Raw genomic sequence first — 11,775 nt, forward strand, 5'->3', positions numbered from 1 at the left:
CATGGGCATGGCGGGAGGAGGCGCGGGAGGGTGGCAGAGCCGGCGCTCGCGCCGCAAGTCCACGCCCGTGATGGCCGAGATCAACGTGACGCCCATGGTGGACGTCATGCTGGTGCTGCTCATCATCTTCATGGTGGCGGCGCCGCTTTTGACGGTGGGCGTGCCGGTGGACCTGCCGCAGACCCAGGCGGGCGCGGTGAACCAGGACAACAAGGAACCCATCGTCCTCACGGTGAACGACAAGGGCCTCATCTTCCTCGGCGGCAACACCAACGAGATCAAGTATGAGGATCTGGTCCCGAAGTTGCAGGCGATGACGCAGGCGCGCGGCAATCCCGACGAGCGGATCTTCGTGCGCGGCGACAAGCAGGCGAACTACGGGCAGGTGATGAAGATCATGGGCCGCCTTTCCGGCGCCGGCTTCAAGCACGTGGCCCTCGTGACCGAGGTGGAGCAGGGAGGCTGATGGTCCAGATTCGTCCCGGCCTTGTGGCATCGACGCTCGCCCATGGGGGCGTGCTGCTGCTTACCCTGGTGTCCTTCACCGGGGCGAAGCCGTTCGAGCCCATGACCGAGACGGTGCCGGTGGACGTGGTTTCCGCCACCGACCTGTCGAAGATGATGCGCGGCACCAAGAGCGCCCCCAAGGCCGACAAGCCCAAGCAGGTGGCCGAGAAGGTGGACCCCACCCCGACGCCGGTGGAGGACCCCAAGCTCAAGGTGAGCGACAAGCCGCCGGTGGAGGCCACCGCCCCGCCGCCGCCGCCTCCGCCCCCGCCGCCGAAGGTGGACACGCCCGCCCCGCCGAAGGCCGAGCAGGCGCCCCCCAAGGAACTGGCGGACGTCTCCCTGAAGCAGGAGCAGAAGAAGGAGGAGAAGCCCAAGGAGGAGGCCAAGGCCGAGCCCGCGGCCGCCCCGCTGCCCCCGCGCAAGCCGGCCCCGCCGAAGGAGCAGCCCAAGCCCTTGGACTCCAACGCGCAGCCGCGCGACGTCTCCACCGACGAGATCAAGCAGCTGCTGGACAAGCGCACGCCCCAGCGCCAGGCCTCCGCCGCGCCCACCCCCTCGACCACCGGGTCGCTGGGCAGCCAGACCGGGTCTTCGGCCACGCTGAGCGCCAGCATCATCGACGCGCTCAAGAGCCGCATCAATTCCTGCTGGGCGCCGCCGCAGATCCCGTTCGACCAGTCGGTGGCGGTGGTGGTCCGCTTCAGCCTGGGCCGGGATGGTGCCGTCTCCGTCCGGCCGCGCATCGTCAGCACCGATCCGGCCGGCTCGCCTTACGCCCAGGCCTATGGCGAGAGCGGCATCCGCGCCATTGTCGCATGCGCGCCCTATACCTTCCTGCCTGTCGCCCAATATGACCTGTGGTCGGAGATCGACTTCCGGTTCACGTCGGACGACGCCCGCCAGCTCACCGCCCGCCGATGACCGGCCGCCGCCGCCCGGCGCGCCCGTGCATCCATCAAGATTTCTGAGAGGACCAATGACCCCGCCCGCGCAGCCCTTCCGCCTGGATCGCCGGCGCTTCATCGCCGCCGGCGCAACCTGCCTCGCCGGGCTCGCCACCCCGGCGGGAGCGGCGCCGCTGCAGCTGGACCTGAAGGCCGGCGCGCCCACCCCCATCCCCATCGCCGTCACCGATTTCATCGGCGAGGCGGAGCAGGGGCGGGCGATCTCCGGCGTCATCTCCGCCAACCTCAAGCGCTGCGGCCTGTTCGCCCCCATCGATCCCAAGGCGTTCGTGGAGCAGATCAGCAATCCCGACACGCCCCGCTTCCAGGACTGGCGCGTCATCAATGCCCAGGCCCTCGTCACCGGCCGCGTCACCCGCCAGTCGGACGGGCGCTTCCAGGTGGTGTTCCGCCTGTGGGACGTGGTGGGCGGCCAGCAGCTCGCCGCCCAGCAGTTCGTGGCCCAGCCCGACAACTGGCGGCGTATCGCCCACATCATCTCCGATGCGGTCTATGAGCGGCTCACCGGCGAAAAGGGCTATTTCGACACCCGCATCGTGTTCGTCGACGAGAGCGGGCAGAAGGAGCGCCGCGTCAAGCGTCTCGCCATCATGGACCAGGACGGCGCCAACGTGAGCTATCTCAGCCGCGGCGATTCGCTGGTGCTGACCCCGCGCTTCTCGCCGACGAGCCAGGAAATCACCTACATGTCCTACGGGCAGACCGACCCGCGGGTCTTCCTGCTCAACATCGAGACCGGCCAGCGCGAGATCGTCGGCAACTTCCCGGGCATGAGCTTCTCGCCGCGCTTCGCCCCCGACGGGCAGCGGGTGATCATGAGCCTGCAGCAGGGCGGCAATTCCAACATCTTCGTCATGGACCTGCGCTCGCGCGCCACGACGCGGCTCACCGACACCGCCGCCATCGACACCGCGCCCTGCTATTCGCCGGACGGCCGGCAGATCTGCTTCGAGAGCGACCGCGGCGGCTCCTCGCAGATCTACATCATGAATGCCGACGGCTCGAACCAGCGGCGCATCTCGTTCGGCAATGCCCGCTACTCGACGCCCGTGTGGTCGCCGCGCGGCGACTGGATCGCCTTCACCCGCCAGGCGGAAGGCCGCTTCGCCATCGGCGTCATGCGCACCGACGGCTCGGGCGAGCGCGTGCTGACCGAGGGCTATCACAACGAGGGGCCGACCTTCTGCCCCAACGGCCGTGTCATCATGTTCTTCCGCGATCCGGGCGGCGCCGCCGGCCCCTCGCTCTATACGGTGGACGTCACCGGCTACAACGAGCAGCGCCTGCCGACCCCCGGCTACGCCTCCGACCCGGCCTGGTCGCCCCTGCGCTCCTGAGCCGGTTTGCTGCACGGAAAAGATCGGGCGCGCGGCGAGATCCGCGCGCCCTTTTTCTTTGCCCGCATGGCGTCCTGTTGCGCCTGAGCAACACCCTAGACCCGAGTGGCCTGCCCCGAGGCCTGCCCTCAGCCCTGCACCCCCTCGCCATGATGACGCCACGAGACGGCATCAGTGAAGGTGCGCCGGACGGGTCGACATCGTCCCTTCGTCCGGCAGCCCCGAACCGTCGCGCGGTTCCCTCCCGGGTCCGGGAGGGCGGTGGCGCATGCGCCGCGGCGGGCACGACACTAACGGCTCGGAAACCATGGCGCGCGCGAATGGATGCGCGCCGCGCCTTTCGGGCTCCATACGGCGGCTTCGGGCCGTGCACGGAACGTTCGCTTAACCGGACGGCTGCTAGACGAAAGCCTCCGGTCCAGCGTTGAGAAGGGAGATACCGGAATGCGTTTCCTCAGGTTTGCTCGCGGCTTCCGGTTCGCGGCTCTTTTCGGCTTCGCGCTGGCGCTCGCCGCGTGCTCGAACAATCCGAACCAGAATGCGGCCGGCCTCAACGGCGCGGGCGGTCCTCCCGGTTCGCCGCAGGAATTCGTGGTGGCGGTGGGCGACCGCGTGTTCTTCGAGAGCGACCAGACCGACCTCACCCCCCAGGCCCGCGCGACCCTCGATCGCCAGGCCCAGTGGCTGCAGCAGTGGAACCGCTACACCTTCACCATCGAAGGCCATGCGGACGAGCGCGGCACTCGCGAATACAACATCGCCCTCGGCGCCCGCCGCGCCCAGTCGGTGCGCGACTATCTGGCGGCCCGCGGCATCGACCCCGCCCGCATGCGCACCATCTCCTACGGCAAGGAGCGCCCGGTGGCGGTTTGCAACGACATCTCCTGCTGGTCGCAGAACCGTCGCGCCGTCACCGTGCTGAACGCCGGCGGCGCCTGATCCTGCGCCCCTGCGGGGGCGGGACTTCGGGAACGAGAGGGCCGGTGCCGTTCGCGGTCACCGGCCCTCTCGTTTTCGTGTTTGCCCGCCGCGCCGCGCGGGTGGGCCCCGCCACCGGGACGCGCCTTGTGCGTGCCTTCGCCAAACCCTTGCGGAGTCACACTTTGGACGCGATCGCCGCTCTATTCTGATCGGGCCCGGGACACCGTCCCGGCGCGCTTGCCCCAACTCCCATTTCGAGCCACAAGCCTTCGCTCATGACGATCCGCCCGCCGCTGATGGGAGCCCTTGCTCTCCTCATGAGTGTTCTCAGCCTGCCGGCTGCCGCCCAGAATGACGGCGGCCTGTTCGGCAACATCTTCAAGCCACCGGCGGCGACGCAGGAACCGGCCAATGCCGCCGCGGAGACGGAGCTGGTCGCGCGGATGGACCGGCTGGAAGCCACCATCCGCCAGCTCACCGGCCAGGTGGAGCAGCTGCAGTTCCGCAACCAGCAGCTGGAGGAAAAGGTCCGCCGCCTGGAGGAGGGCGGGGCGGCCGCAGCCGCCGCCCCCGCCGGTGCCCGCGCCCCGGCGGTTCTTCCCCCCGCCGGCCGGCCCCCGGCCGCACCCCCGGGCAAGAGGTCCGACGCCTTTGACCCGGCGGTGGATCCTGCGGCGCCGGGGGCGCCCCAGCCCCTCGGCTCGCCCGCCAGCGCTTCCGTCACCGCGCCGCGGGTGGATGTGCCGGGGGCGACGCGTCCCGCTTCGACCGGCGCCCCGGCGGGCGCCCAGCCGGGGATCCAGGCTGGCGCCCCCCTCGGCACGCAGGTGGCGGCGCTGCCGTCGGGCGGCGGCACCGCCCGCGATCTCTACGAGGCGGGGCAGGCCCAGCTCCAGCGCCAGGACTATGCCGGCGCGGAGCAGACCTTCCGCCAGCTGCTCCAGGCCCACGCCAGCGACCGGCTGGTGCCGGACGCCACCTTCATGGTGGGGGAGACCCTGTTCCTGCGGCAGAACTACAAGGATGCCGCGGACTTCTTCCTGGACGTGACCACCAAATTCCCCAATTCCACCCGCGCGCCCGAGGCGCTTCTGCGCGTGGGCCAGTCGCTGGCGATCCTCGGTGAGAAGGAAACCGCCTGCGTGACCTTCCAGCAGGTGGACCGCAAGTATCCGCGCGCGCCGTCGCCCATCCGCCAGGCGGTGGAGCAGGAAATCAAGCGTGTGGGATGCTGAAGGCTCCGGCCCCGTCCGCGATGATGCGCTCCCGTCCCTGTTCACCGGCTTCGCAGCTTATCCCCGCATCCTGATCGCAGTGTCCGGTGGACCGGATTCCACCGCGCTCCTGCATCTGGCCGCCCGCTGGCGCGGGTCCCGCGCCGCCGGCCCCGACCTTCTCGCCGCCACCGTGGACCACGGCCTGCGCCCCGCTTCCGCCGCCGAAGCCGCGGCGGTGGCGGAGGTGGCGGCACACCTCGGCATTCCCCACCGCATCCTTCCGTGGACCGGGGCCAAGCCCCTGCGGGGCATTCAGGAAGCCGCGCGGGAGGCCCGCTACGCTCTGCTGCTGGAGGCCGCGCGCGCGGCCGGCGCCCCCGCCGTGGCCCTTGCCCATACCCTCGACGACCAGGCGGAAACGGTGCTGTTCCGCCTCGCCCGCGGCTCCGGCCTCACCGGCCTCGCCGGCATGCGGGCGGTGACGGCGCGCGACGGGGTCGCCCTGCTGCGGCCGCTGCTGTCCCTCCCCAAGGCGCGCCTCGTGGCGACGGTGGAAGCCGCCGGCCTGCCCTACATGAGCGACCCCTCCAATACCGATTCCCGCTTCGCCCGGCCGCGCCTGCGCACCTTCATGCCCGCGCTGGCCGCCGAGGGGCTTGATGCGCGCCGCCTCGCCACCTTCGCCCGCAGGGCGGCGCGGGCCGACGCGGCGCTGGAGGCGGCCGCCGACGCGGCCATGGCCAGCCTTTCCGCCGACCCCGGCCCGCGAGGAGGGCTGGCCTTCGAGCTCGCCGGCTTCTCCCGCCTGCCGGCGGAGATCGCCCTGCGCCTCCTCGGCCGGGCCATCGCCGCGGCGGGGACGGAGGGGCCGGTCGAGCTCGCCAAGCTCGAAGCTCTGCTGGAGGCCGTTCCGGCGGGATTGAACGGCGCAACTGCTCCATTTCGCCGCACCCTGGCGGGGGCGCTGGTGGCGATCCGTGGTCGCACCCTCGTGGTAACCGCGGCGCCGCCCCGGCGGGCAAAGGAAGGAACAGTGCCAATTTCAGGGGTCGAGGCGCCGCCTGTCCTTGGCAAGAAGGGGCCTCGCACCTAAATTAGGGGCCGGACGGTGAGGCAGGCCCCGCCGACGGCGACCGTGTGCGGAGGCATCCCCTTCCTTATGGTAAGGCGTCGAAACGGGCCGGCTCTGGCCGTCCCCACGAGGGTTCAATGAACGCCAATCTACGCAATTTCGCCCTTTGGGTGATCATCGTCCTGCTGCTTCTGGCGCTGTTCTCGCTGTTCAACAGCCCTGGACAGCGGTCGAACGCGAACGAGATTTCCTTCTCGCAGCTTCTGAACGACGTCGACGCCGGCAAGGTGCGCGAAGTTGTGATTGAGGGGCCGAACATCACCGGCACCTATTCCGACCGCTCGGGCACGTTCCAGACCTACGCGCCGAACGATCCGTCCCTCGTGCAGCGGCTCTACGGCAAGGGCGTGCAGATCACCGCGCGCGCCCCGTCGGATACCGTGCCGTGGTTCGTGAGCCTGCTGGTCTCCTGGCTGCCTTTCCTGGCGCTGATCGGCGTGTGGATCTTCGTCTCGCGGCAGATGCAGGGCACCGGCGGCAAGGCCATGGGCTTCGGCAAGAGCCGCGCGAAGCTGCTCACCGAGGCGCACGGCCGGGTGACCTTCGACGACGTGGCCGGCATCGACGAGGCCAAGAGCGACCTCACCGAGATCGTGGAATTCCTGCGCGACCCGCAGAAGTTCCAGCGCCTCGGCGGGCGCATTCCGCGCGGCGTGCTGCTGGTCGGCCCGCCCGGCACCGGCAAGACGCTGCTCGCCCGCGCCATCGCCGGCGAGGCCAACGTGCCCTTCTTCACCATCTCGGGCTCCGACTTCGTGGAGATGTTCGTGGGCGTCGGCGCGAGCCGCGTGCGCGACATGTTCGAGCAGGCGAAGAAGAACGCCCCGTGCATCATCTTCATCGACGAGATCGACGCGGTGGGCCGCCACCGCGGCGCCGGCCTCGGCGGCGGCAATGACGAGCGCGAGCAGACCCTCAACCAGCTGCTGGTGGAGATGGACGGCTTCGAGGCGAACGAGGGCATCATCCTCATCGCCGCCACCAACCGTCCCGACGTGCTCGACCCGGCGCTGCTGCGTCCCGGCCGCTTCGACCGCCAGGTCATCGTGCCGAACCCGGACGTGGTGGGTCGCGAGCAGATCTTGAAGGTGCATGCCCGCAAGATCCCGGTCGCTCCCGACGTGAACCTGAAGGTGATCGCCCGCGGCACCCCCGGCTTCTCCGGCGCGGACCTCGCCAACCTCTGCAACGAGGCGGCGCTGATGGCGGCCCGGCGCAACAAGCGCATGGTCACCATGGCCGAGTTCGAGGACGCCAAGGACAAGGTGATGATGGGCGCCGAGCGTCGCTCCCTCGTGATGACCGAGGAAGAGAAGATGCTCACCGCCTATCACGAGGGCGGCCATGCGGTGGTGGCGCTGAACGTCCCGGCCACCGATCCGGTGCACAAGGCCACCATCATCCCGCGCGGCCGCGCGCTGGGCATGGTCATGCAGCTTCCGGAGCGCGACAAGCTCTCCATGAGCTACGAGCAGATGACCTCGCGCCTCGCCATCATGATGGGCGGGCGCGTGGCGGAGGAACTGGTGTTCGGTCCCGAAAAGGTGACCTCGGGCGCCGCCTCCGACATCGAGCAGGCCACCCGCCTCGCCAAGATGATGGTGACGCGCTGGGGCTTCTCGGACCTGCTCGGCCAGGTGGCCTATGGCGAGAACAACGAAGACGTGTTTCTCGGCATGTCCATGCAGCGTCACCAGAACGTGTCGGAAGCCACGGCCCAGACCATCGACAAGGAGGTCCGGCGCCTGGTGGACGAGGGCTACGCGGAGGCCAAGCGCATCCTCACCGAGAAGTATGAGGGCCTGGAGACCCTCGCGCGCGGGCTGCTCGAATACGAGACCCTCTCGGGTGACGAGATCATCGACCTGCTCGACGGCAAGACGCCCAACCGGGAAAGCGTGATCGAGCCCTCGAACCCCCGCGGCTCGGCCATTCCCACCACCAAGCGCCCCCGTCCCGGCGGCGCCGGCGGCTCCATCGAGCCCCAGCCGCAGGCCTGAGGGCTCGCGACGGACGCAATGAGGAAACGCCCGCGTATGCGGGCGTTTTCTTTTTGGGCCGCGGCGGGGCAAGCATGAGCCGGCGCGGGATGCGCGCGGAAGTGCGGCGCGTATCCGGAAGCCACCCGGCAGCCTTCGCTCGCTTGTCTTCAAATCGGACGGGGGAGGGGCCGGTCGACGGTGGTCGCCGCGCGTGCCGTGCCGCCCCTCCATCTCCGAGGCCGAGGTGGGGCAGGGCCCTGGCCTCGCCGGGCGGCGGCTTCATCCCCGCAACCCGGGCCCCTGGCTCGCAAGGGGCGAGGGGAGGTGCCGGGAGGTCGGCGCCCCGCGACACCGGAGCCATCGACAGCGCAAGCGGGGCGAGGCAGAACCGATCCATGTCCCTCCTCGCCCGCACCTCCATTGTCTCGGCGGCGACGCTGGCCTCGCGCGTGCTTGGCTTCGTGCGCGATGCCGCCACCGCCGCCGTGCTCGGCGTGGGGCCGGTGGCGGATGCGCTGGTGGCGGCGCTGGCGTTGCCGTTGCTCGCCCGGCGGCTGCTGGCCGAGGGGGCCTTCAACCTCGCCTTCATCCCCGCCCTCGCCCGCGCGGAGGGGGAGGGGCATGACGGGCCCCGCCGCCTCGCCGCGGCGACCCTGCTGCTGCTGCTGGGCGCGCTGGTCGCCTTCGCCGTCGTGGCGGCCGTCTTCATGCCGCAGGTGATCGGCGTGCTCGCGCCCGGCTTCGAGCGCGGCGGGGAGCGGGCGGATGTCGCCATATGGTGCGGCCGGGTGGCGGTGCTCTATCTGCCGCTGGCGGGGCTCGCCGCCGTCTACGGCGGGGTGGCCAACGGCGCCCATCGCGTGCTGCTGCCGGCGCTGGCGCCGGTGGCGGCCAACCTTACCGTGCTCGCCGTCATCGCCGCCTTGGTGCGCGACGGGCTGGTGGCGAGCGACCTGGCTGCCCTGGCCATCGCCGCCGCCACGGTGGCGGCCGGCGTCGCGCAGCTGGCGCTGATGATGATCGCCGCGCGCGCCTGTCCGGCCGGGCCGGCCCTGGCGGCCAGCCTGCCCTGGCGTGCAGCCCTGGGGGTCATGCGCGCGGCCTTTCCGGCGCTGCTGCTGGCGGGCATGAGCCAGTTCCGGCTCATCCTCGTGGCCGCCGCCGTCTCCGTCAGCCCGGGCGCGGTGGCGGCCCTCAATTACGCCCAGCGGCTGATGGACCTGCCCCTCGGCCTGGTGGGCGCCAGCGCGGGGGCGGTGCTGGTGCCGGCGCTGATGCGGCGCGGCGCGCAGGATGCGCCGGAAGCGGCCGGCCGCGCGCTGGTGGCGGCGCTCGCCTTCGCCCTGCCGGCGGCGGTGGGGCTGGCGGTGCTGGCCCATCCCATCGTGGTCGTCTTGTTCCAGCGCGGCAGCTTCGATGCGCAGGATGCGCAGCTCACCGGCGCGCTGCTCGCGGTGCTTGCCCTGTCGCTTCCGGCACAGGGGCTGGAGCGTATCCTCTCCGCCACCGCCTCGACCTCCGGCCACATGGCCGCGGCGGAACGCATTGCCCTGGGCTCGCTCGGCGTCTGCCTTGTGGCGGCGTTCGGGCTCGGCGCCTTGTTCGGGCCTCTGGCGGCGGCGGGGGCGGTGGCCCTTTCCGCTTTTTCCTCCCTTCTGATGCTCGGCGGCGTGCTGGTGCGCGCCGGCGCGCTTGCCTTTTCGGCGCCGGCGCTGGGCCTCGCCGGCGGGCTGTTCGTGGCGAGCCTGACGATGGGCGGGGGCGTGACGCTGCTGGCGGGAGCATGGCCGGTGCCCGAGGCCGGCCTCGCCGCGCTGGTGCGCCTTGGTGCCCTCATCGGCGGCGGAATGGCGCTCTATGGCGGGGCGGCGCTGGCCCTGAAGGCGCTGCTGCCGAAGACGACGCCCGCCCGATAAGGCGCGATCCGGGCAAGGAGCGCGATTTGCCCGGTGAATCGCCCTTCGCCTTCCGGCGAGCGCGCGTGTGCTCCAGGCACCCCCGGCCCCTTGCGTCGTCAGGCGGGGGGTGGCATGACGCGGCCCATCGTCTTCCCCCGGTCCGGCCGTGTCGCGGCCTCCGGAATCCACCCCTGCGGAGGGCCGTGCGGGGCCGGGCGTTCTGTCCGGCCGTGGACCGGCTTGCCGCAAGGCCTGTTCGAGCGGCGGGCCCGCTCATGTTGGAGGTCGCCATGGCGGCGGTCGCAGAACGCGTGTTTTCCGGCGTGCAGCCCACGGGCAATCTGCACCTCGGCAATTATCTCGGCGCCATCAAGCGCTTCGTGGAGCTGCAGAAGAGCCACGAGTGCATCTATTGCGTGGTGGACCTCCACGCCATCACCGTCTGGCAGGATCCCGAGGAGCTGAAGCGCCACACCCGCGAGGTGACGGCCGCCTTCATCGCCTGCGGCATCGATCCGGAAGCCCATGTGGTGTTCAACCAGAGCCAGGTGTCCGGCCATGCGGAACTGGCGTGGATCTTCAATTGCGTGGCCCGCATGGGCTGGCTCAACCGCATGACGCAGTTCAAGGAAAAGGCCGGCAAGGACCGCGAGAACGTCTCGGTGGGCCTGTTCGCCTATCCGGACCTCATGGCGGCCGACATCCTGCTCTACCGCGCCACCCATGTGCCGGTGGGCGAGGACCAGAAGCAGCACCTCGAGCTGACGCGGGACATCGCGCAGAAGTTCAACACGGATTTCGCCCCCTCCATCGCTGCCGGCGGCCACGGCGAGGGCTATTTCCCGCTGACCGAGCCGCTCATCGCCGGCCCCGCCACCCGCGTGATGAGCCTGCGCGACGGCTCGAAGAAGATGTCGAAGTCCGACGCCTCCGACTTCTCCCGCATCAACCTGACCGACGACCGCGACGCCATCGCCTCCAAGGTGCGCAAGGCGAAGACCGATCCCGAACCCCTTCCCTCCGAAGAGGAAGGGCTGAAGGGCCGGCCCGAGGCAGACAATCTCGTGGGCATCTTCGCGGCCCTGTCGGATACGGCGAAGGCTGATGTGCTCAACACCTTCGGCGGCTCCCAGTTCTCCGCCTTCAAGGGGGCGCTGGTGGACCTCGCGGTGGACAAGCTCGGGCCCATCGGCGGCGAGATGCAGCGCCTGATGGCCGACCCCGCCGCCATCGACGCCATCCTCATCGACGGCGCCGACCGGGCGCGGGTGATCGCCGACCAGACCATCGCCGACGTGAAGGACATCATGGGCATGGTGCGCGGCTGAGGCTCCCGCCCGCCGGGCTGTCACAAACAAAAGGACCGCCGTGCGGAATGCACGGCGGTCTTTTTCGTTTCAGCGGTCCGCGCGGACGATCACGTCCATCAGCTCCGCCACCTTGCGGCGCTGGTCCTCCGCGTCGCCGGAGCGGATGGCGTGCTCCACGCAATGGGCCACATGGTCCCGCAGCACCTCCTCCTCCACCCGCTTCAGGGCGGCGCGGGCGGCGGACAGCTGGGTGATGACATCGATGCAGTAACGGTCCTCCTCCACCATGCGGGAGAGGCCGCGCACCTGGCCCTCGATGCGGCTCAGGCGCCTGAGAACCTGTTCTTTGGTCGGGCTGCGCATGGCTTGCCATATACCCCCACTGGGTATATTTAACAAGCCAGATACCCCCCGGGGGTTATTTTGCCGTCTTGAAGATGAGCCAACGCAAGGCCATTTCGCGCAAAATGGCCTTCTGCTGGCGCCACCTGTTTGCGGAGCTG

General features: G+C 70.5%; 10 protein-coding genes. 9 read left to right on the forward strand and 1 reads right to left on the reverse strand.

Features of this window, described 5'->3' with window-relative positions; translation table 11 throughout:
* The first annotated feature begins 1 nt into the window (after nt 1).
* The 9 genes from tolR (at nt 2) to trpS (ending at nt 11,290) form a co-directional block, all read left to right on the forward strand.
* The gene (gene tolR / locus V5F59_RS05655; protein WP_393983154.1) at nt 2-466 is read left to right on the forward strand and encodes a protein TolR; all 465 of its coding nucleotides are present in this window, start codon (nt 2-4) and stop codon (nt 464-466) included.
* Nucleotides 466-1,431 (forward strand): cell envelope integrity protein TolA, encoded by a 966-nt coding sequence (gene tolA, locus V5F59_RS05660; protein WP_393983155.1) that lies wholly within the window; start codon nt 466-468, stop codon nt 1,429-1,431. The genes tolR and tolA overlap by 1 nt, the downstream gene beginning before the upstream one ends.
* Nucleotides 1,432-1,486: 55 nt before the next feature.
* Nucleotides 1,487-2,812 (forward strand): Tol-Pal system beta propeller repeat protein TolB, encoded by a 1,326-nt coding sequence (gene tolB, locus V5F59_RS05665; RefSeq protein ID WP_393983156.1) that lies wholly within the window; start codon nt 1,487-1,489, stop codon nt 2,810-2,812.
* Between the two features lie 444 nt (nt 2,813-3,256).
* Nucleotides 3,257-3,751, forward strand: coding sequence for a peptidoglycan-associated lipoprotein Pal (gene pal / locus V5F59_RS05670; protein WP_393983157.1), 495 nt, complete (start codon nt 3,257-3,259; stop codon nt 3,749-3,751).
* 299 nt (nt 3,752-4,050) lie between these two features.
* Complete coding sequence (gene ybgF / locus V5F59_RS05675) at nt 4,051-4,968, forward strand: tol-pal system protein YbgF (protein ID WP_393983158.1); 918 nt, start codon at nt 4,051-4,053, stop codon at nt 4,966-4,968.
* The gene (gene tilS / locus V5F59_RS05680) at nt 4,955-6,043 is read left to right on the forward strand and encodes a tRNA lysidine(34) synthetase TilS (RefSeq protein ID WP_393983159.1); all 1,089 of its coding nucleotides are present in this window, start codon (nt 4,955-4,957) and stop codon (nt 6,041-6,043) included. The genes ybgF and tilS overlap by 14 nt, the downstream gene beginning before the upstream one ends.
* A gap of 116 nt (nt 6,044-6,159) precedes the next feature.
* Nucleotides 6,160-8,082, forward strand: a complete 1,923-nt coding sequence (ftsH, locus tag V5F59_RS05685; RefSeq protein ID WP_393983160.1) for an ATP-dependent zinc metalloprotease FtsH — start codon at nt 6,160-6,162, stop codon at nt 8,080-8,082.
* A 377-nt stretch (nt 8,083-8,459) separates the two neighbouring features.
* Nucleotides 8,460-9,980, forward strand: coding sequence for a murein biosynthesis integral membrane protein MurJ (gene murJ, locus V5F59_RS05690; protein ID WP_393983161.1), 1,521 nt, complete (start codon nt 8,460-8,462; stop codon nt 9,978-9,980).
* A 272-nt stretch (nt 9,981-10,252) separates the two neighbouring features.
* On the forward strand, nt 10,253-11,290 hold the full coding sequence (gene trpS, locus V5F59_RS05695) for a tryptophan--tRNA ligase (protein WP_393983162.1): 1,038 nt from the start codon (nt 10,253-10,255) through the stop codon (nt 11,288-11,290).
* Nucleotides 11,291-11,359: 69 nt separating this feature from the next.
* Here trpS and V5F59_RS05700 read toward each other — a convergent pair whose 3' ends face one another.
* Nucleotides 11,360-11,635 (reverse strand): metal-sensitive transcriptional regulator, encoded by a 276-nt coding sequence (locus V5F59_RS05700; RefSeq protein ID WP_393983163.1) that lies wholly within the window; start codon nt 11,633-11,635, stop codon nt 11,360-11,362.
* Between the last annotated feature and the right edge of the window lie 140 nt (nt 11,636-11,775).

Source organism: Xanthobacter nonsaccharivorans, assembly GCF_043194755.2.
Classification (GTDB): Bacteria; Pseudomonadota; Alphaproteobacteria; order Rhizobiales; family Xanthobacteraceae; genus Xanthobacter; species Xanthobacter autotrophicus_G.

What these genes read in the sequence shown, in the direction of transcription:
- pal (WP_393983157.1), top strand. Translation starts at nt 3,257, where the DNA reads ATGCGTTTCCTCAGGTTTGCTCGCGGCTTCCGGTTCGCGGCTCTTTTC.
- V5F59_RS05700 (WP_393983163.1), bottom strand. Translation starts at nt 11,635, where the DNA reads ATGCGCAGCCCGACCAAAGAACAGGTTCTCAGGCGCCTGAGCCGCATC.
- ybgF (WP_393983158.1), top strand. Translation starts at nt 4,051, where the DNA reads ATGAGTGTTCTCAGCCTGCCGGCTGCCGCCCAGAATGACGGCGGCCTG.
- murJ (WP_393983161.1), top strand. Translation starts at nt 8,460, where the DNA reads ATGTCCCTCCTCGCCCGCACCTCCATTGTCTCGGCGGCGACGCTGGCC.
- tolA (WP_393983155.1), top strand. Translation starts at nt 466, where the DNA reads ATGGTCCAGATTCGTCCCGGCCTTGTGGCATCGACGCTCGCCCATGGG.
- trpS (WP_393983162.1), top strand. Translation starts at nt 10,253, where the DNA reads ATGGCGGCGGTCGCAGAACGCGTGTTTTCCGGCGTGCAGCCCACGGGC.
- ftsH (WP_393983160.1), top strand. Translation starts at nt 6,160, where the DNA reads ATGAACGCCAATCTACGCAATTTCGCCCTTTGGGTGATCATCGTCCTG.
- tolB (WP_393983156.1), top strand. Translation starts at nt 1,487, where the DNA reads ATGACCCCGCCCGCGCAGCCCTTCCGCCTGGATCGCCGGCGCTTCATC.
- tolR (WP_393983154.1), top strand. Translation starts at nt 2, where the DNA reads ATGGGCATGGCGGGAGGAGGCGCGGGAGGGTGGCAGAGCCGGCGCTCG.